18 protein-coding genes are annotated in these 20,128 nt (G+C 66.5%); 7 read left to right on the top strand and 11 right to left on the bottom strand.

All coding sequences use genetic code 11. The features are described from left to right. Window positions 1-90: 90 nt before the first annotated feature. The 4 genes from JVX91_RS16610 to JVX91_RS16595 all read right to left on the bottom strand — a co-directional run bounded on the left by JVX91_RS16610 (window position 91) and on the right by JVX91_RS16595 (window position 3,442). A complete protein-coding gene (locus tag JVX91_RS16610) occupies window positions 91-1,047 on the bottom strand; it encodes a FecR domain-containing protein (RefSeq protein ID WP_205335292.1) in 957 nt (318 codons plus the stop codon). Next, window positions 1,044-1,550 (bottom strand): sigma-70 family RNA polymerase sigma factor, encoded by a 507-nt coding sequence (locus JVX91_RS16605; protein WP_205335291.1) that lies wholly within the window; start codon window positions 1,548-1,550, stop codon window positions 1,044-1,046. The genes JVX91_RS16610 and JVX91_RS16605 overlap by 4 nt, the downstream gene beginning before the upstream one ends. Before the next feature lie 144 nt (window positions 1,551-1,694). Beyond that, entirely contained in the window at window positions 1,695-2,489 is a 795-nt protein-coding gene (locus JVX91_RS16600; protein WP_205335290.1) for a PhnD/SsuA/transferrin family substrate-binding protein, read from the bottom strand. Next, a complete protein-coding gene (locus JVX91_RS16595) occupies window positions 2,486-3,442 on the bottom strand; it encodes a fatty acid desaturase (protein WP_205335289.1) in 957 nt (318 codons plus the stop codon). The genes JVX91_RS16600 and JVX91_RS16595 overlap by 4 nt, the downstream gene beginning before the upstream one ends. A gap of 201 nt (window positions 3,443-3,643) precedes the next feature. On the opposite strand from JVX91_RS16595, the gene JVX91_RS16590 reads away from it, so the two are divergent. The 6 genes from JVX91_RS16590 (at window position 3,644) to JVX91_RS16565 (ending at window position 11,765) form a co-directional block, all read left to right on the top strand. Next, window positions 3,644-3,853 (top strand): ParD-like family protein, encoded by a 210-nt coding sequence (locus JVX91_RS16590; RefSeq protein ID WP_205335288.1) that lies wholly within the window; start codon window positions 3,644-3,646, stop codon window positions 3,851-3,853. Beyond that, window positions 3,850-4,629 carry a type I methionyl aminopeptidase gene (gene map, locus JVX91_RS16585; RefSeq protein WP_205335287.1) on the top strand — a complete coding sequence of 260 codons (780 nt, stop codon included), beginning with the start codon at window positions 3,850-3,852 and terminating at the stop codon, window positions 4,627-4,629. Before JVX91_RS16590 ends, map begins: the two co-directional genes overlap by 4 nt. Window positions 4,630-4,961: 332 nt before the next feature. After that, the gene (locus JVX91_RS16580; RefSeq protein WP_205335286.1) at window positions 4,962-6,635 is read left to right on the top strand and encodes an arylsulfatase; all 1,674 of its coding nucleotides are present in this window, start codon (window positions 4,962-4,964) and stop codon (window positions 6,633-6,635) included. Window positions 6,636-6,910: 275 nt separating this feature from the next. After that, the gene (locus tag JVX91_RS16575) at window positions 6,911-7,963 is read left to right on the top strand and encodes an AraC family transcriptional regulator (RefSeq protein WP_205335285.1); all 1,053 of its coding nucleotides are present in this window, start codon (window positions 6,911-6,913) and stop codon (window positions 7,961-7,963) included. A gap of 153 nt (window positions 7,964-8,116) precedes the next feature. Beyond that, a complete protein-coding gene (locus tag JVX91_RS16570) occupies window positions 8,117-10,444 on the top strand; it encodes a TonB-dependent receptor (RefSeq protein ID WP_205335284.1) in 2,328 nt (775 codons plus the stop codon). A 7-nt stretch (window positions 10,445-10,451) separates the two neighbouring features. After that, a complete protein-coding gene (locus JVX91_RS16565; protein ID WP_205335283.1) occupies window positions 10,452-11,765 on the top strand; it encodes an LLM class flavin-dependent oxidoreductase in 1,314 nt (437 codons plus the stop codon). Between the two features lie 62 nt (window positions 11,766-11,827). On the opposite strand, the gene JVX91_RS16560 is transcribed toward JVX91_RS16565, so the two are convergent. The 6 genes from JVX91_RS16560 to JVX91_RS16535 form a co-directional block, all read right to left on the bottom strand. Next, a complete protein-coding gene (locus tag JVX91_RS16560) occupies window positions 11,828-12,571 on the bottom strand; it encodes a class I SAM-dependent methyltransferase (protein ID WP_205335282.1) in 744 nt (247 codons plus the stop codon). A 96-nt stretch (window positions 12,572-12,667) separates the two neighbouring features. Next, the gene (locus JVX91_RS16555; RefSeq protein WP_205335281.1) at window positions 12,668-13,738 is read right to left on the bottom strand and encodes a DUF748 domain-containing protein; all 1,071 of its coding nucleotides are present in this window, start codon (window positions 13,736-13,738) and stop codon (window positions 12,668-12,670) included. A 156-nt stretch (window positions 13,739-13,894) separates the two neighbouring features. Then, window positions 13,895-14,080, bottom strand: coding sequence for a hypothetical protein (locus JVX91_RS16550; RefSeq protein WP_205335280.1), 186 nt, complete (start codon window positions 14,078-14,080; stop codon window positions 13,895-13,897). A gap of 300 nt (window positions 14,081-14,380) precedes the next feature. Next, a complete protein-coding gene (locus tag JVX91_RS16545; protein ID WP_205340027.1) occupies window positions 14,381-15,670 on the bottom strand; it encodes a citrate:proton symporter in 1,290 nt (429 codons plus the stop codon). Window positions 15,671-15,707: 37 nt separating this feature from the next. Further along, window positions 15,708-16,019, bottom strand: a complete 312-nt coding sequence (locus JVX91_RS16540) for a DUF4387 domain-containing protein (protein ID WP_205335279.1) — start codon at window positions 16,017-16,019, stop codon at window positions 15,708-15,710. A gap of 3 nt (window positions 16,020-16,022) precedes the next feature. Beyond that, window positions 16,023-17,387, bottom strand: a complete 1,365-nt coding sequence (locus JVX91_RS16535; RefSeq protein ID WP_205335278.1) for an acyclic terpene utilization AtuA family protein — start codon at window positions 17,385-17,387, stop codon at window positions 16,023-16,025. A gap of 123 nt (window positions 17,388-17,510) precedes the next feature. Here JVX91_RS16535 and JVX91_RS16530 point away from each other — a divergent pair, with 123 nt between their 5' ends. Continuing rightward, window positions 17,511-18,701 (top strand): citrate synthase, encoded by a 1,191-nt coding sequence (locus tag JVX91_RS16530; RefSeq protein WP_205335277.1) that lies wholly within the window; start codon window positions 17,511-17,513, stop codon window positions 18,699-18,701. Window positions 18,702-18,760: 59 nt separating this feature from the next. On the opposite strand, the gene JVX91_RS16525 is transcribed toward JVX91_RS16530, so the two are convergent. Beyond that, window positions 18,761-20,119 (bottom strand): DUF1329 domain-containing protein, encoded by a 1,359-nt coding sequence (locus JVX91_RS16525; RefSeq protein ID WP_205335276.1) that lies wholly within the window; start codon window positions 20,117-20,119, stop codon window positions 18,761-18,763. Window positions 20,120-20,128 lie beyond the last annotated feature (9 nt).

The following is a 20,128-nucleotide window of genomic DNA, read 5'->3' as shown; positions in this document are numbered from 1 at the left end:
GCGCTCACGTCATGGATGTGCAGCGGCGAACGGGAAACTTGCAGATCGTTTGGTTATGTCCTTAGAACCGCCGGCGGAAGGCGGCGCCTCTCAGGCAGGCCCCACACTCACCCACAGCGCCGTGCGGCGCGCGATGCGGATCGGCAAGGTGCGCGCCAGCACATCCAGGGCCTGGTCGCTGTCGTCGAGACGGAACAGGCCGCTGACGCGCAGCTCCGCCACCGCCGGATCGACGCGCAGCACGCCACTGCGGTATGGCCGCAACGCGTCGAGCACTTCGCCCAGGCGCTGGTTGCGCACCTCCAGCAGCCCGTCCACCCAGGCGCCCTCGCCGCCTTGCAACGGCGCTGGCATGGCGAAGGCAAAGCGGTCGAAGCTGACCTGCTGGCGGCGCGGCAGTTGCAGGCGTTCGCCGGCCAGCGTCACCAGCTCCAGCGAGGCGTCCAGCGCGGTGACGGCGCAGCGGTCGGTCTCCAGCCGCAGTTGCAGGCGGCCACCCTGACTGGCCAGTTGGCCGAAGGGGCTGACCACCAGGAGCGGCCGCCGGTCGGCGGCCACCCTCAGCTGGATTTCTCCGCGCCGCAGCCGCAGCACCCGGCGTTGCGCGGAGAAGTCGAGATCGACCGCGCTGCGGGCGTTGAGCACCAGCTCGCTGCCATCGTCCAGGTTGATTCGCTGGCGCTGGCCGGTGGCGGTGTGCAGGTCCGCCGTCAGCTCATCCAACGGCAGTTGCCGGTTGGCCAGCAGCCCGGCGCCGAGCATGACGCCCGCGCCTACCAGCGCCCCCCGCATCACACGACGGCGGCTGGCCCCGGCGGCGCTCAGGGTGCGCTGCAGCTGTTCGCCGCGCACGCCCTGCTCCTGGGCAACGCGGAATACCCCGAGGGTGCGTTCGAGCTGGTCGCATAGCTGCTGATGGCGAGCATCCCGCGCACGCCACTGCGCGAAGGCACGCAGATCCTCGTGGCTGGCGTGACCGGAACGCAGCAGCACCAACCAGCGGGTGGCCTGCTCGATGAGCAGCGCCTGTTCCTGTTCGCCGCTCATGACAGGCTCGCCTTCAGGCAGCGTTGCAGCGCCCGGGTCATGTAGTCGCTTACCGAGCGCTGGGAAATGCCGAGGGTGCGGGCAATCTCCGGATAGGTCAGGCCGTCGATCTGCGACAGCAGGAAGGTCGCCTTGACCTTGCCCGGCAGACCGTCGAGCAACTGGTCGATGCGCTGCAATGCCTCCAGCAGCTCGGCCAGTTGTTCCGGGGAACGCTCATCCGCCGCATCGGGATCGAGGCTGTCGAAATAGGCGCGCTCCAGGTCGCGCCGCCGCCACAGCTGGAACAGCAACCGGCGGGCAATGGTGGTGAGCAGCGCGCGCGGCTCGCGGATGGGCGCCAGCGCGGGGCTGGCGAGGAGCTGGACGAAGGTTTCGGCGGCCAGGTCTTCGGCGCTGGCGCCGGACTCCAGGTGCCGGCGCAGCCGGCCCTGGAGCCAGTCGTAGTGCTGGCGGAACAGCAGGCCCACCACGTGGCCATGGGAATTGTCGGCACCGGACATGTCGGCTCCAGGAACAGGAATGATGCAGGGGAGTCCGGTGATCCGGTGGAGGCATCCTAGCAAGGCGTCTTATTCTTTAAAAATAGCTTTGTAGCAGCTTATTATATCCAAATATCAGCTTCGCTATGCACCAGCGCGAAACCTTCAGGCGCCGGGATGCAGCGCCGCGAAGCCCCGGGCCGTGGCCTCGCTCTGGTACTCCAGCAAGGGCTCGTAGTCGCTTTCGCTGGCCGGCAGGACCCGGCGGATACGCAGCGTGGCGGCCACCTCGGGCAGCGCTTCCAACGCGGCGTTGAGCGCATCGCGAATCCTCGCCGCCTGCGCGGCATCAGCGGCGCTGATGTAGGGCAGCGCGGCACTTGGCGCGCTGCGCTGCAGCAGGCGCACACCGGTGGTTTCCTCCGTGGCGTGGAGCTGCAGGTAGGCGAAGGTCACGCTGTCCACGGCGATCAGGTCCGCCCTGCCCTCGCGCAGCCAGCGCAAGCTCTGGCGATGGCTGCCACTCCAGGCGAACTCGCCGAAGAAGCGTCCATCACGCTGCCAGGGCGCCAGGGCATGGCGCAGCAGATTCATGCCGGTATTCGAGTCGCTGTTGTTGGCTGCCCCGCGGCAGCCGCGTAGTGCATCAAGGTCGGCCCGTGGATCATCGGCGCGCACCAGCAGCAGGCTGCAATGCTCGCCGCCGCCACTGTGGGGAAGGTTGAAATCCGGCCGGCCCACCAGTTGCACCTGCCCACGCAGCGCGGTCATCAGCGGGTAGCCGCAGGTCTGGGTGAACAGCAGGTCCGGCGCGCGGAACAACGCATGAAGATCGTCGCCCCGCCAGGGCTTGCGCTGTGCATCGAGCAATTCCAGGGTCCGCGCGATCCACCGTTCGCTGGCGGCGTGGATCGCCTCGGGCGCCGGGTACATCGGCAGTTCGGCCACACCTGTGATCATGCCGAGCGCTCCAGTCCGGCGAAGGGATGTTGCGGGTTGTCCACCGGGCGCAGCGCGTGCCGGCGGATCAATTCACCGTAGCCCCGCACGAGGAAGCCGCCGCTACGCGCCAGCCAGAATCCCCGGCGCTCGCGATACACCGCCGGCAAACGGTACCAGGGCAGCCACGGCAGGTCGTGGTGGACCAAGTGCAGGTTGAGATTGAGGAACAGCCAGCGCCACGGCCAGCCGGCTTCGTTGAGCACACTGCGCTGCTGCGGTGCGGCAGCCGGGCGGTGCTCGTAGAAGGAACGCAGCATCGCCAGCGCCAGCGCCGGGACGCTGACCCACACCACGTACTGCATCGCCGACAACGTGCTGAAGTGCTCGACGAACGCCAGCAGCGCCACGCACAACAGACCGTGGGTGCCCCACATCAGCCAGGCCTGCCGCTCGCCGCGCAGCAAGCGCCGGCCCTCTTCCCCGGCCATGCCCAGCAACGCCAGCGGCGCGCCGATCAGCAGACGGCCAGGCACAGTCTTGTCCACCCAGCGCAGCGTACGGGACAACGACGACAGGCGCGCCCAGCGCGCGAGGGCGACATAACGGCTTTCCGGATCGACACCGGGCAGGGTCAGCGCCTCGTCGTCGTGGTGGGCGAGATGGCTGTCGCGGTACAGCGTGTAGGGATACCAGAGTGCGTAGGGTGCATAACCCAGCAGCTTGTTCAGCCAGTTCAACCGGGTGGGATGGCCATGCAGCAACTCGTGCTGCACCGACATCCACAAGGTCACCACCGGCACCAGCAGCACGGTGGTCGGCCAGCGACCCAGCCATGCGCTGGCCCAGAGCAAGCCGAACCAGGCCAGTTGCACTCCCACCAGCAGCACCCATGTCGGCCATTCGGCGCGGCCGAAACGGTCCCGTTCCAGTTGCTGACGCAGCGCGTCCCAACCCGCTGAAGATTCTTCCATCCACTCCACTCCCAGACATTCAGGCAGGTGTGCCTGCTGAATCCCTGTGGAGCGAGCGAGGAAAATCTTGCAGAACATTCGCGCATAACCTTATGCCCCGCCGCGGCAGGTCAGGCTGTCCGACGCCTGACGTTGCATCCTCCCGCGTCATTCAATACGATTAATATATATTCTGTTATGAATCATATAGGACATCGCTCGATGGGCATCATCAATCTCGACGACGAACTCCACGACCAGCTCCGCCGCGCCAGCACGGTGGGCTGCCGCTCGATCAACGCGCAGGCGGCTTTCTGGATAAAGATCGGCATGCTGTGCGAGCTCAACCCGACGCTGAGCTTCAATGAAATCGTCACCCGCGAACTCCAGGAAGCCGGGGTGACGTATCCCCTCGCGGGCGCTGCAAAATGATCAAGACGCCGCAGGAGCTGGCCCTCCTGGCGCAGTCGGGGAAACTGCTCGCCAAAGTCTTCGAGCTCGTGGACTCCCTGGCGCTGGAAGGCATGACGACACTGGAAGTGAATGACCGGGTCGAGCACTTCATCACCCACGACCTCGCGTCCAGGCCCGCCAGCAAGGGCCAGTACGGCTTCGCCTATGTACTCAACTCCTCGGCCAACCAGGTCGTGTGCCATGGTGTGCCGTCCGCCGACCAGCGCATCCGCAACGGCGACATCATCAACTTCGACATCACGCTGGAGAAGAACGGCTACATCGCCGATTCGAGCAAGACCTACCTGGTGGGCGCCGTCGAGCCGTCGGCCCGGCGCCTGGTCCGCGTCACCTGCGAAGCCATGTGGAAAGGCATCCATGCGGTGAAGCCCGGCGCAACGCTCGGCGATGTCGGCCATGCGATCGAGCGGCATGCCCGCCAGCACGGCTATTCGGTCGTGCGCGACTATTGCGGGCACGGCATCGGCCGCGAGATGCACGAGCCGCCGCAGGTCCTGCACTTCGGCAGGCCGGGCAGCGGGCTGGTGCTCAAGGAGGGCATGGTCTTCACCATCGAGCCCATGCTCAACGAAGGGCGCGCGGGCGTGAAAACACTGGCGGATGAGTGGACCGTGGTGACCCTCGACGGCAAGCTGTCCGCCCAGTTCGAACATACCGTGGCGGTAACCGCCGACGGCGTCGAGGTCCTGACACTCAGGGCGGAAGAGCGCGGCACCGCGCTGCTCAACCAGTAGTTCAAGCGACTGTTCGGCCGTGCGCCACCCGCCGAAGCAAGGCGGATTCGGTAGAGCTTCGCGACTCCCCCGGTCCATGAAAAGTCGGGTTGCGTATCGTCGCGCCAGGCCTGCCGGGAAGATGCCGCAAAGGCATGAAAAGTATTCCTCGAAGGCACTGGCCGGCGGGCTGAGGCGCGCCCTTTAATGGACGCCCTTATCGCCTGAAGGCATCGATAGCGACGTTGATATATCGGCCCGGCGATTCACACCCGAATACCGATGCAACGGCTCGTGGCGCGGCACTGCGCCCGGCCTGCGCCGGTGGCCGCCATTCCCTTCGCGAGATGCACATGAGCAAACGCCCGAACTTCCTGCTGATCGTCGCCGACGACCTGGGTTTCTCCGACCTCGGCGCCTTCGGCGGCGAGATCGATACACCGCACCTCGATGCCCTGGCCACCGCCGGACTGCGCCTCACCGATTTCCATGCCGCCTCGGCCTGCTCGCCAACCCGCGCGATGCTGCTGACCGGCACCGACCATCATCTCGCCGGCATTGGTGCGATGGCCGAGTTCAGCGACGAAACCATCCGCCGCAACCCCGGCTATGAAGGCCACATCAACCAGCGTGTGGTGAGCCTCGCCGAGCTGCTCCGCGATGCCGGCTACCACACGCTGATCTCCGGCAAGTGGCACCTGGGCCGCACGGCGGAAACCTCGGCGGCGGCGCGCGGCTTCGAGCGCTCGTTCACCCTCGAAGGAGCGGCGCACAATCATTACGGCTGGTCGCCCGACGTTCCTCCACACCAGATGCCACGCTTGCTGCACGCGGTCGAAGGCACCTACCGCGACGGCCTCGAATCGGTGAGCGAACTGCCGGAAGACTTCTACTCCTCCGATGCCTTCACCGACCGCCTGCTCGACTACCTGAACCAACGCCCGGCGGACGACGACCGGCCCTTCTTCGCCTACCTGCCGTTCTCCGCCCCGCACTTTCCCTTGCAGGCGCCGGACGAACTGATCGCCAAGTACAAGGGCCGCTACGACGGCGGCCCCGACGTGCTGCGCGAGCAACGTCTGGCCCGGCTCAAGGAACTGGGGCTGATCGCGGAGGACGTGGAGGCCCACCCGGTGGTGGCCGACACGCCGAACTGGCACGAGCTGGATGAAGCCGGCCGGCAGCAGTCGGCTCGCGCCATGGAGGTCTACGCCGCCATGGTCGATCGCCTGGACTGGAACGTCGGCCGCGTGGTGGAACACCTGCGCGCCAGCGGCGAGCTGGAGGACACGGTAATCCTGTTCCTCTCCGACAACGGTGCCGAAGGTGCCGCGCTGGAGGCCCTGCCCATCGTCGGCAAGCGCGCCCAGCGCTTCATCGGCAAGCACTATGACAACAGCCTGGAAAACGTCGGTCGCGCCAACTCCTATGTCTGGTACGGCCCGCGCTGGGCCCAGGCGGCGACGGCGCCGTCGCGCCAGTTCAAGCTCTTCACCAGCCAGGGCGGCATCCGCGTGCCGGCCTTCATCACCTGGCCGGGCCTGCGCCTGCAAGGCACCATCAGCCATGCCTTCGCCACGGTGATGGACATCGTGCCGACCCTGCTGGAACTGGCCGGCACCCGTCATCCGGGCAGCCACTACCAGGGCCGCGAAGTGCTGCCGCTGCGCGGCCGCTCGCTGCTGGCCTACCTGCAGGGCGAAGAGGCCGAGCCGCATGCACAGGATGAAACCACCGGCTGGGAGCTGTTCCGCGCCCGCGCCGTTCGCCAGGGTCGCTGGAAGGCGCTGTACATTCCCAAGCCGGACGGTCCCGGCCGCTGGCAGCTCTATGACCTGACCCGCGACCCCGGCGAGATCCACGACCTGGCCGAGAAGGAACCGGAACGGCTGCGGGCGCTGACGGAGCAATGGCAGCGCTATGTCGACGAAACCGGCGTGCTCGACTTCAGCTTCGCCGGCCGCCTGTTCCGCGAGCTGGCGCGCGGCCTGCTGCGCATCTTCACGCGCCAGCCACGGACGCTGTGAGCGAGGCCGATTCGGCCAGCGCTGGGCGGGTACCGCACCGCCCTGCCCTGCGGGCATATTTCCCATGCCGGGAAAGCATCGCAGCGACAGCCTCTGGAGGCAGCCCGCGCGCCGTCGCAGCCAGCACAAAGTGCGTTACTTTTTAGTCATTCCAGTTATTTAAATAATAAAAACAATTCCTTCATGAGCTAAGCGAAACTCGCCATGATGGCGCTCCGAACGCCGCAAACGACCGTCGCAGACCGGCGCCGGGCCGTTCCAGCCGAGTAGCGCACATGCACGCCGACACCATCGCCACCTGGGCCCAGGTCATTGCCCGCGCCCTGCAGGCCCACGGGCACGATCCCAGACCGCTGCTGCGGACCGCCGGCATCGATCCGGGGCAACTGCAGGACGCCAACCTGCGCATTCCGCTGGAGCGCATGAGCGCGCTCTGGCGCGCCGTCGAACGCACCACGGGCGATCCCGGATTCGGCCTGGAGGTCGCCGCGCACAGCCTGCCCACGGACTTCCATGGCCTGCTGTTCGCCCTGCAAAGCAGTGCGACCGTGGGCGAGGCATTGGAGCGCGTGGTGCGCTTCTCCCCCGTGGTCAGTACCTCCGGGCAGGTCAGCCTGGAGCGCGGTCCCGGTGTCTGCCGGCTGGTCTATCGGCGCATTCCCCGCGCCCAGGTCGAACAGATGGCCACCGAGGCGCTGCTTGCCTCCGGGCTGCGCCACGCCACCTCGATCTGGGGATTGGGCGTGGTGCGTTGCGTCCACCTGGCGCGGCCCCGCCCGCTCGACGCCGAGGCCTGGGAGTCGCGCTTCGGCCAGCGCCTGATCTTCGATGCCGCGCACAACGCCGTGGACTACGACGCGGCCCTGCTCGATGTGCCCCTGCGCAGCGGCAACCGTGAGCTGGCGCTGATCCTCGACGGTAGCCTCAACAGCTACCTCAAGCGCCTGTCCGGCTACGACCTGCCCGAGCAGGTGCGCCAGTCGATCGTGCGCCAGCTGCCCAGCGGCGAAGTCCAGCAGGCGCTGGTGGCCGGGGAACTGGGCATGAGCACGCGCAACCTGCATCGCCACTTGCTGCGTCATGCCACCAGCTTCACCGAACTGCTGGAGGAAACGCGGCGTGAGCTGGCGTTCGCGCACCTGCGCCAGCCTCACTGCTCAGTCAACGAAGTCTGCTACCGACTGGGCTTCAACGAGCCCAGCAGCTTCAACCGCGCCTTCCGCCGCTGGACCGGCCAGAGCCCCGGCCAATGGCGCCAGGGCGAACTGGGCCTGGCCGTGCAACCGGCTGCCGTCCGGCCAGTCGCCGGCTTCGCCCTGGCCCTGTGAGAGCGGCCTCTGTCTGCGGCGGACCATGGATTGTCCGCCAAAGCCCATCGTACTCGAACGCGCTTGCCTAGCATCAGCGACCAGAGGGGTGACCAGCCCCCGTTCCGCCGACTTCCAGCCGTGCGTGCCACGGCCCCGCTGCAAGGACAAGCCATGCATAGACTTCCTTCGCGCACCAGCCGTACCGGCTTGGCGCTGCATCCACTGACCCTGGCGCTGCTGCTGGCCGCTGGCAACGCCGTCGCCGATGAGCAGGGCGCCGCCAGCTCCGACGGCCAAGCCAGCGCCGATGCTCTGCAGACGGTCACGGTGACCGCTCGCCGCCGCGAAGAGAACGCCCAGGACGTGCCGACACCGATCACCACGCTCAGCGGCGACACCCTCGACAAGCAGCGCATCTACAAGATCCAGGACCTGCAGCAGGCGCTGCCCAGCGTCAACGTCGCCTATATCCACGCGCGCCAGTCGAGCCTGGCCGTGCGCGGCATCGGCAACAACCCGGCCAGCGACGGCCTGGAAGGCTCCGCCGGCATCTACCTGGACAACGTCTACCTCGGCCGCCCCGGCATGGCCGTGTTCGACCTGATGGACATCGAGCAACTCGACCTGCTGCGTGGCCCGCAGGGCACCCTGTTCGGCAAGAACACCACCGCCGGCGTGCTGAACATCACCACGCGCAAACCGACCTTCACCCCCGAGAGCAGCATCGAAACCTCCGGTGGCGAGAACGGCTACTTCCAGGGCAAGGGCAGTTTCTCCGGCCCGCTGACCGACACCCTCGCCGGGCGCCTGTCGCTCTATCGCACCCGCGACGACGGCTACCTGAACAACCTCTCCGACGGCCGCACCCTGCTCGGCGGCGAGCGCGAGGGAGTGCGCGGCCAATTGCTGTTCCAGCCCAACGACGATTTCAGCCTGCGCTGGATCAACGAGTACAACAGCGAGAACTCCAGCCAGGGCAGCGGCGTGATCTATGGCGCCTCCAGCCAGTTCTGGCGCCGCGCCGCGCTGGTCGGCGCCAACCCGGTGCTGGGCAAGTCGAATATCGACGGCCGGCAGAACGTCAGCGTCCACCAGAACGCCAGCTCCGTGGAGGCCAACTGGAACCTCGATGGCGGCTACACGCTGACGTCCATCAGTGCCTACCGCTATTGGCACTTCAACCCGGCCAACGATTCGGACGAACTGGACGTACCGGTGATCCGCGACCTGGGCTACGAGATCCACGACCGCCAATTCTCCCAGGAAATCCGCCTGGCCTCGCCCACCGGTGGCGCCTTCGACTACGTCGTGGGCGCCTACGCCTTCCGCCAGAGCCTGAACAACCGCTACTTCGTCGACCTCGGCCCGCTGGCCGACCTCAACCTGATCGGCGCCAACTTCAACGCGCTGAACAACGTCAGCAGCACCAGCAAGGGCTGGATCGACACCAACAGCTTCGCCCTGTTCTCCCAGGGCACCTGGCACCTGAGCGACAAGCTGGACTTCACCGTCGGCCTGCGCGGCACCTATGAAGAAAAGCAGGCGCAGGTCGAGCGCTACGCACCGCAAGGCGGCGCCGCGGTCGGCGGCATCCCGGCGGCGATCCGCGCCAGCCAGGCCGGCGCCTACGACTCCGGCGACCTCAGCCTGCACAATGCCGCGCCCTCGGCGCTGCTCAGCCTGAGCTACACCTTCGACGATAACCTGCTCGGCTATGCCTCGTTGTCCCACGGCGAGAAATCCGGCGGGGTGAACCTCAGCGTCGGCAGCGCGCCCAGTGCCGGTGCCGACTCCCTGCTGGTCGGCCCCGAGCGCGCCAACGACGCCGAACTGGGGATCAAGAGCACCCTCTTCGACCGTCGCCTGCAGCTCAACGCCAACCTGTTCTGGACTGGCATCACCGGCTACCAGGCCACGACCTACTACCAGCCCGCTGGCTCGGTGACCGGCTACCAGGTGCTGGCCAACGCCGGCGACCTGCGCTCGCGCGGCCTGGAGTTCGAGGCCACCGCGCTGCCGCTGCGCGGCCTGACGCTGAACGTCAACGGCTCGTTCAACGACGTCACCTACCTGTCGTTCAAGGACGCACCCTGCCCGGCCGAAGTCAGCAGCCAGCCCGGCGCACCGAGCACCTGCGACCTCTCCGGCGACCGGGTGATGGGCGCCTCGCGCTGGATCGCCAACCTCAACGGCGAATACAAGTGGCAACTGGACAACCGCTTCGAACCCTACGTCACCGCGAGCTACGCCTACCGCTCCGAGGCCGAGGGCACGCTGGACAATTCCAGCCTGTCGAAGATCCCCGGCTACGGCCTGGCCAACTTCTCCGTGGGCCTGCGCCACGAGGTCGGCGACGGCTTGCTGGACGCCTCCCTGTGGGTGAAGAACGCCTTCGACAAGGAGTACTACCAGGCGGTCATCGCCTCCTCCAACGGCCTGTACGTGGGCTATCCGGGCCAGCCGCGCGTGACCGGCGTGACCCTGCGCTACGACTTCTGAGGTGAACATGAGCCAGACACAGATCAGCCTCGGCGCCTTCCTGATGGGCAGCGGCCACCACCTCGCCGCCTGGCGCCACCCACTGGCGCCCACCGCGGCGCTGGACTTCGCACACTTCCGCCGCCTGGCGCAGACCGCCGAGCGCGGCCTGTTCGACGCGATCTTCTTCGCCGACAACCTCGCCCTGCTGGGGAGCAACGAGCTCGCCGCGCACACCACCCACGGCGAGGTATTCGACCCATTGATGCTGCTCGCCTCGCTGGCCTCGGTCACCGAGCGCATCGGCCTGATTTCCACGGTCTCCACCAGCTACAACGATCCCTACCTGCTGGCGCGCCGCTTCGCCTCGCTCGATCACCTGTCCGGCGGCCGCGCCGGCTGGAACCTGGTGACCTCCGCCACCGACCAGGAAGCGCAGAACTTCGGCCTCGACCAGCACTTCGAGCACGCCGACCGCTATGCCCGCGCCGAGGAGTTCATCGACGTCGCCCGCGGCCTGTGGGACAGCTTCGCCGACGACGCCTTCCGCCGCGACAAGCTCAGCGGCAGCTACTTCGACCCGGCAAAACTACGGACCCTCGCCCATCATGGCGACTACTACCGGGTGCGCGGTCCGCTGAACCAGCCGCGTGCGCCGCAGGGCCACCCGGTGCTGGTGCAGGCGGGGTCGTCGGAGCCAGGCAAGGCCCTGGCCGCGCGCACCGCCGAAGTGGTGTTCACCGCGCAGCAGACGCTGGAGGATGCACGCGCCTTCTACAGCGACCTGAAGGGGCGCCTGGCTGGCTATGGACGTGAACCCCACGAGCTGAAGATCATGCCGGGCATCTCCCCGGTGATCGGTCGGACCCAGAGCGAAGCCGAGGACCTTCACGCCGAGCTGCAAGGGCTGATCGAACCGGAACTCGGCCTCGCCCTGCTGTCGGGCATGGCCGGCGGCCTGGACCTGTCGCGCTTCCCGCTGGACGGGCCGCTGCCGGAACTGCCGCCCAGCAATGCCATGAAGAGTCGCCAGGCGCTGTTCATCGAGTTGGCCCGCCGCGAGAACCTGACCCTGCGCCAACTCTACCTGCGGGTCGCTGGCGCGCGCGGGCACTGCACGCTGGTCGGCGACCCGAAGCAGATCGCCGATCACCTGGAAGCCTGGTTCAGCGCCGGCGCCGCCGATGGTTTCAACATCATGCCGCCGCTGCTGCCCCATGGCCTGGACAGCTTCGTCGACCTCGTCGTGCCGGAGTTGCAGAAGCGCGGGCTGTACCGCCGCGAATACCGGGGCAGCACGCTGCGCGAGCACCTAGGACTGCGCCGCCCCGAGCGGGCGTAGGCGCGACGCGGCCGATCCCCACGGCGCCCGGGCGGGGCCCCGCGTGGATTACCGGCCGCGGCCTAGCGCTTGACGCAGACGAACAACGCATTCCCCGACGTACCGCCCCACGGCGTGATCCGCTCGTAGTCATGCTCGAAGACGTGCACGTCGAACTGCGGCGCCAACAGCTGCTGCAGCTCGGTGAAGCTCAGCGCGACCATGGTGTGTTCGTCCTGCCAGGACTCGATCATGCCCGCCGTGTTCTTCTCGATGCTCAGGCGCAGCGCCTGCCGCTCGCCCGCGCCGCTGTAGTACCAGCCGGAGCCGAAGGTGAAGCGGCTGCCCTCGTGCTCCACCGCGTGGCGCACGAACGAGCGGTTGTCGATCTGCCCCTTGTCCACCGTGTTGAAGCAGAACACGCCGTTCTCCGCGAGGGCGCCGTGGACGCTGTCCAGGCATCTGCGCAAAGGCTCGATGCCGGCGTTGTAGTGGATCGAGTAGAGAAAGCAGGTGATCAGGTCCAGCGGCTCGGCCACGCGGAAATCCGCCATGTCCTGCCGGCTGAACTGCGCCTCCGGACAACGCGACTGGGCGATATCCAGCATGGGCTGGTTGATGTCCAGGCCGGCGCTGCGGTAGCCGAAGTCGAGGAAGTGGCGCACGTGCGGCCCGGTTCCGCAGGCGAGATCCAGGTGCCGATCGCCCTGGTTGCCGAACAACTGGTGCAGCCGGCGCACGCAGTGGCTCTGCGCGTGGTAGTCGATGTCGGCGCACATCAGGTCGTAGTAGGCGGAAAGATCGGTGTACAGCGCGTTGGAGGACATAAGCGACCGGCGGGTTGGGCGGAGGTTTCGGCGCGGCATGGTACCTCAGACGCGAGCGTTTCCTGACGAAAACAGACCACCCGCCTGCAACGGCCGTCACTGCTCCGGCGCAGATCGCTCGTAGCGCGCGTTGAAGGCCTGGATGAAGGCATTGCGCAGAATGCCGAGAAAGGCCTGGAAGCCGTTGATGTCCTGCCGGTGGACGCTGCCGCTGAGCTCCACGCGCGTGGCGAACTGGTCCTTGCGCTGGTTCTTCAGAGCAGTCTCTCCGCCGCCCACCAGCGCTTCCCAGATCGAACGGAACAGGCTCTTGTCCTTGTTCTCGACGTCCTGCTGCCAGTTGAAGACATCCACGTCGCGCAGCAATGGCTTGATGTACCCGCTCAGTTGGCCCTTCTCGGCCTGGGCCTCGATCACCAGCGTGCCGTGGCCCTGGTTGAAATCGAACTTGCCATAGGCCGAGGCGAAATCGTTGAGGCGGCGCAGTTCGACATCGTTGACGCGCAGGCGCAACTCGAAGTCTTCGAAGTTGGAAAACGGATCGAAGCTCGCCTGCACGGTCATCGGCGCATGCCCGAAGAGCTGCGCACGGCCATCGAAGCGCGCCACCCGCTCGCCCTTGGCATCGGCAACGTTGGTGAGGTTGTAGAGGCTCGCCTGCACGTCGCTGGCGACGAGATGCACCGGCGGTCTGGAGTGGAAGTTGCGGAAGTTGAAGCGGCCATCCTGCACGCGCACTTCGTTCAAGGTGATCGGCAACAGCTTCTCCAGCTGCTCCCGCCAATCGGTGCCGGCGCCGGACTGCGAGTCCTGGCGGCTGCCACCGTCGACGAAGTTCAGTTCCGGCCGCAGAAATACGACCCGCGCCACCACGGCGTGGTCGTACCACAGCGAGTGCCAGCTCACCGAGAGGTCGATCACCGGCGCATCGAGCAGCGGCACCGGCACCTTGCCGTTGACCTTGACGATCCGCAGACCGTTGATGCGATACGCGCCGCGCCACAGCGCCAGGTCCACGTCGAGGACCTGGCCGTGGTAATCGCCCATGCGGTCGAGTTTCTCGTTGAGGTAATTGCGGATCACGTAGGGCAACGCGATATGCGCGGCCACCAGCAGGACGACGATCACCGCCAGGCTCACCAGTGGCACGGTGTAGCGCTTCTTCATGTCGACCTCCCGGACACCGGCTGCGGCGGACGCCGGGCGCTGCGGGCAAACTCATCCGCTACCAATCCACTACAAAGGGGCTCGCTCCGCGCTGGCGGCGCACAGAGGCCCGGGACGGCGCCCTCCAGGGCCTCGATCCCAGGCGCCGGCAGTGGCTCACCGCCGATCGTTCGAATCGTCCTGCGCGGGGTCGTCTTCCTCGTGGGGCTCTTCGATCACCGGCCCTGGACGGGCTGGATCGGGCTCCTCCTGGCGGACCGGCGTCTTCGGCGGCCGCTCGCCGTCCTTGTCATGTTCGGCGATCGGCCCCGGACGGGGCTCGGGCACAATTTCCTCTTTCATCCTGCATCTCCCGGGGCAGCGGTGCCCCTGCGCATCGAGGATTCGCGGCGCCAGCAACGGGCCGGCGCTGTCGTCACCCCACGGTTCGGCGAAACGCCAGAGTGGCGGACGCTCCCTCGGTGGAATCATCCCCGCCGCGATAGTTCAGAGGATTTGCCGACCGTACATCCGCCGGGCTCGAAGGTCGCTGCGCCGATTGCGTCCGAGGCCACTCGCGAAAGCCATGGAGCGCCATAAAAAAACCCGCCGAAGCGGGTCAATGGTGGAGCAGCACTGGAGTGAGACGGTAAGTGCTCTTGCCTAGGCCAGGATGGCGCCGCTTGCCAGGGCCGCGGCGATCAGTACCAGCGAGCTGGCAAGCGCCCATTTCAGGGAGAACCGCTGGAGCGCGCCGACCTCGACCTTCAGCAACCCGCTCATCAGGTACCCCGCCGCCACCAGCGGGCTGAGCGCATGGACCGGCAGGCCGAGGACCGATGCGCGGGCCACCAGCACCGGGTCGACGCCATATTGCGCAGCGCTTTTCGCCAGCACCGGCAGGATGCCGAAGTAGAAGGCGTCGTTGGACATGAAGAAGGTGAACGGAACGCTGGCAAAGGCCGTGATGACGCTCAGGTACGGGCCCGCGCTTTCGGGAACCACGGCCAGGAACTTGCCCGACATGGCGTCCACCATCCCGGTGCCTGCCAGGATGCCGGTGAAGGCGCCCGCGGCGAATATCAGCGCCAGCACGTTGAGGACATTGTCGGCATGCGCGGCAATCCGCGCCTTTTGCTGATCCAGCCTCGGGTAATTGATCAGCAATGCCAGGGCGAAGGCGACCATCATCAGCACCGGCAGCGGCCCCAGCCCGAGCGCCATGGACAACACCAGGCCGATGGTCAGCGCCAGGTTGACCCAGAACAGCTTCGGGCGATGGGTTTCGCGGACCTCGGCGAGGATCTCCTCGGAAAGATTCGCCTCCCCTGACTGCGGCGTCCATCCCAGGCGCCGGCGCTCCCGGAGGCCGAACCAGACCGCCGCCAGGAAGGCGAAAGCGATGCCGGCGATCATGGTCGGAACCAGTCCCTGGAAGACCTGCATGGCATCCACGTGCAGCGCGCTCGCCGCGCGTGCCGTGGGCCCGCCCCAGGGCACCAGGTTGATGGATGTATTGGTCAGCAACACCAGCGTCGCGATAATCAGCGGGTTCATGCCCAGGCGCCGATAGACCGGCAGCATGGACGTGACGACCACCAGGACCGTGGTCGAGCCGTCGCCATCCAGGGAGATGAGTGCCGACAAGGCCGCGGTTCCCACGCTGACCCGCAGCGGATCGTTGCCCACGGCCCGCACGATCCGGCGCACCGCCGGCTCGAATAACCCGGCGTCATACATGATCGAGAAGAACAGGATGGCAAACATCAGCATCAGCGCCGTGGGCGCGAGCTGACGCACGCCGTCCAGCACCATGCCTCCGGTTTGCGGCCCGAAGCCGCAGGCAACCGCAAAGCAGACCGGTACCAGGATGAGCGCCACGACCGCGGACAGCCGCTGGCTCATGATCAGGTACATGAAGGTCAACACCATGGCAAAACCGACCCAGGCCATGTTCATTCCTTATTCTTGTTGTGCGAATCGAAGGTGATCATTCGGCGACCGTGATGCCCATCAGCGGCACGTATTGCTGACCGCCGTAGCAATCGCTGTCGTGCAGCTCGCCCTGGAAGACCGGCCTGGGAAAGGAGATTTTTATCGCCTGTGCCGCGTCGTGGTAAACCAGCGTGATGTCGTCCTCCGGCTGGCGATAAATGCGCGAGATCAGCTCACGGGTGATGGGCTGGGTCCGCTTGGCGCGCTGGTAACTCTCCGCCGATGCGAACATCAGGTCGAAGGTGAGCATGAACGGGCCGGCGTTCTTGGAGCGGATCAGGCTGCAGAGTTCGAAGAGTTGAGTCATGGATTACACCTCGATCATCTTGCGACGGAACATTTCGCTGGGCGAGTCGGGGAACAGCACGTGGTTGAGACTGAACCGGTAGACGGCGCCTCGTTCCAGGTACGGCGGCGAGAACGGATAGGCGATGGTGCTGATGATGCCTTCGTAGCCGGGCACCGGCAGGTGCGCGCTGACATGGCTGACGAAGGTGGCGATCTTACTCGCCAGCTCCTGCGTCGGTGCCGTGACGGTGATCAGCACCCCGACTTCGATCGGCACGCTGTCGCGCTCGACCTCCAGTTCACCCATCACCGCGCCGCGACCATAACTGCGGAAGCTGATGTCGTAGTCCTCGGGGCCAAGCCGGCCTCCGAACAACTGGGCGACGCGCTGCTGGAAATACTGCTTCGCCATCGGGATCAACCGATCCAGGCCCAGGAAGATTTTCGGGTCGCGGATACCGCCGATGATCACCGACTGGAAGCCCACCGGCTCGGAACCTTCCAGCTTGATGCTGTAGCGTTGTGCCGGATGGAACTTCGAACCGCTCACCCGCACGCTGCGCTCGCTCGTCGCGGTATATACCGCGTGCTCGGTGTCCACGATGCCGGCCGGCTCGGTGAGCAGGAAGGGGTTGGCGTTCTCGTAGAGGGTGTGCGCGGCGATGGACAAGGGCGTCACGCGCGCCTGCGGGTCCAGCGGCTCGATCTCGAAATGGTCCTCGCGGATATACGCGATCAGGCCATCGGCAGCCGGCGTGACACAGCAGGCCGCGCCGCACTCGATGGTCTTCGCCGCGTGCCAGACCAACCCGCGATCGGCGCCGAGGCGCTCGGGCACCACGGCGAACAGCGCCGAGTCGCTGGCACGGCCCGCCAGGATCACCTCGGCGCCCTGATCCAGTGCTTCGGACAGCGCCTCGGTTCCCATCATGCCGACCACATGGCTGCGTTCGATGACCTGCTCGTCGAGCGGCGGCGCCGGGTGCAACGCCTGAATGCGTCCATCGGCCAGGCGCTGCTTCAGGTACTCGCCGTCCTGATCGGAGTAGATCAGCGCGAGGCGGAAGTTGAGCCCCTCCTCGTCCGCGATCTCCAGCGCGATCTCCGCCATCCAGTTGACCCCTGCGTCCCTCCCGCTGGTGCCGCAGGACCCGACGATCAGCGGAACGCCCAAGCGGTCACGCGCCAGCAGGAGCAGGCGCAGGTCGCGCTTGCAAGCTTCGCGGGAAAGCCGCGCCTTGCCGCTGCCCAGGTAAGCCGGGCCCGAATCGGTCGAACCGGCGTCACAGGCAATCACATGGGGGGCAAGCGACACCCCGCGCTCGAACGAACTTTCCTTGAAGCCGGTGCCTATGGCGCCATTGGGCGCCAGAACACGAATTTCCATGCGTGTCTCCGTCTGGCGAACACATACATTGATCAATATATGTATTCTGTTGATGTTGACAGCAAGATATATAGGCCCCCATAAATAGTAAATCTGTACGAAATTCATCAATCCGAGGCCGCCATGTCCACCCCAGAAGACGATCTCTACCTCAGCGCGGACGAGGCCGCCAGCGCGCTCGGCATCAGCCTTCCGACGCTTTATGCCTACGTCAGCCGGAAGAACATCCGCTCGCTCAAGGTCGAGGGCTCGCGCAGCCGTAAGTACTGGGCGGCGGATATCGAACGCCTGCGCAAGCTCAAGCCAACAGCAGGATCCGGAACCGACGCTCCCCGCGTTGGCGCGCAGAGCTCGATCACGCTGCTGACCGACAAGGGGCTGTACTACCGGGGGCACGACGTGACGCAACTGGCCGCGAGCGCCAGCGTCGAGGCGGTAGCGGAACTGATGTGGCAGGCGGAAGGCGTCTTCGACGCGCCGCTGCCGCGTCGTCCGAAAGGCACCGGCGCCCTGCTCAAGGCGCTGGGCGACCTGGCCGTGGGAGAAAAACTGATCGCTCTGTTCCCGCTGCTGGAGCGTGAGAACCCGCGCGCCCACGACCTCTCGGTGGAAGGCTATGCCCGCACCGGCGTCGATGTGGTTCGCTGGTTCGCTGCGTTGCTGGTCGGCGCAGCTGTGCCCGATGACCGTCCCCTGCATCGGTTCATCGCCGAATCGCTGGGGGTGAACGAGGCGCTGGCCGACCTGATCCGCCAGGTGTTGATCCTGTCCATCGACCATGAACTCGACCCCACCACCTACAGCGTGAGGGCGGCCGCGAACACCGGCATAACGCCCTACTACGCCGCGATTGTGGGCATCGCCACGTCACGGGGCCGGCACCTGGCCTACGGCAGGAACGAGTCGGTGGCACGCCTGCTGGACGACATTTGCACCGCCCGCCATCCGGCGGACCCGATCGTCCAGCGCTTCCGCGAGGATGGCGCCATCCTGGGCTTTGGCTCCAATCAGCACGGCGAAAGCGATCCCCGCGCGACCTGCCTGCTGCAGAGCCTGCATCGGCTGTTCGCCAAGGATGCGGAGTTCCGCAGCCTGCTGGAGGCAGCCACGGTCGCCGAGGAGCTGACCGGGCAGCCCATGGACTTCATCCTCCTGCTGACCTTCGTCGGCCGCAAACTGGGCCTGCAGGGCCAGGAGATCGCCCTCGCCGGCGTCGGCCGTGCCATTGGCTGGATTGCCCATGCCAGCGAGCAGTATCACCAGTACCCGCTGCTGCGTCCGCGCGCCCGCTACACCGGCACCCTGCCGGACTGAAACGACAAGGCCCGCCTCTCACGAGGCGGGCCTGCTTCCCTGCCGCTGCTTTCCTGGCTTCAGCGAATGCCGATGGTGCGCAGGGCGGCGGGCGTGAAGTCGGAAGTCTTGGCCTTGAGGCCGAAGCGGTAAGCATCCTTGATCTGGTTGAACATGCCGTTGGCGAGATAGCGCCCGGAGGTCAGGTCGTAGGTCATCTCCCCTGCGCTGATCACCACTTTCTGGTCGTAGAAAGGCAGCGTGTGGTTCTCGGAAACGCGCCACAGCGTCCCGCGATTGTCGTAGTGATCGGCTTCGAGAATGGTCCAGGTATCCTCGTCGATGTACAGGTGCCGCTTGGCATAGACGTGGCGCTGGCCCGGCTTCAGGGTGGCGATCACCTCCCAGACGCGGTGCAGTTCGTAGCGCGTCAGGTTCTGGTTGATGTGCCCCTTCTGCACCAGTTTATCCGGGCTGTTGGCCGGGTCGGCAAGGCGGAAGCTGTTGTAGGGAACGTAGAGCTCGCGCTTGCCCACCAGCTGCCAGTCGTAGCGATCGGGCGAGCCGTTGAACATGTCCAGTTGGTCGTTGGTGCGCAGGTTGCCGGGGCCGGGGCTGTCATAGGCCACCTGGGGTGCGCGACGCACCCGGCGCTGGCCGGCGTTGTACTGCCAGGCCATTCTCGGCTCGGCGACCTGGTCCAGGGTCTCGTGGACCAGCAGCACATCGCCCACATCCCGCGCCGGTGCGATATTCAGCGAGGTGAAGTAGTAGAGGATGTTCTTCGAGCGCTCCGGGTCGTAGTCGGTGAGCTGGTTGCTGTAGGCCAGGCGGTCACGCTCGGTCTTCCAGGAGTAGTCGCCGTTGGGCGTCACCAGGTAGCTGCTGGTCTCGCGATCGAAGCTGCCACCCCGGTAACGGGTAATGTGGTTCCAGATCACTTCCAGGCCGTTGCGCGGAATCGGGAATGCCAGCGGCGCCTGGTAGTCCTTCAGGCCATTACCACCGGCGACCAGCTCTGTGCTGGTGGCGTTGCGCTTGGCGGCGGCATACGCGCTGTCCGGCCAGGCCGCCGTGCGATGGCTGGCGTACACCGGGATGCGGTAGGTGTCCGGGTAACGCTGGAACAGCGCGAGCTGGCCGGGACTCAGGCGCTCCTTGTAGCGCTCGAGGGTAGCCGGGGTAATGACGAACAGCGGCTTCTCGCCGGCGAAAGGATCGCCGTGTGTACCGTCCCTGACCTGCCCCGCGTCAGGCGCCAACCCGCCCGTCCAGGCCGGGATCGTTCCCGCCTCGTTGCCCGCACGCTCGGCGCCGACCGGCGTCAGTATGGAGCCCAGCTCTGCCGCCTTGGCCGCATCGACCGCGGCCAGGGAAACAGGGCTGATGAAAGACAGGCAGAAAGACAGCAGGCCCGCTGCCGGAATCGTATTTCTCATTGTTTGTTC

The organism is Pseudomonas sp. PDNC002, assembly GCF_016919445.1.
In the GTDB taxonomy this organism is placed as follows: Bacteria; Pseudomonadota; Gammaproteobacteria; order Pseudomonadales; family Pseudomonadaceae; genus Pseudomonas.
The sequence above is the reverse complement of the archived record's forward strand: the minus strand, read 5'-3'. Positions and strand labels throughout refer to the sequence as shown.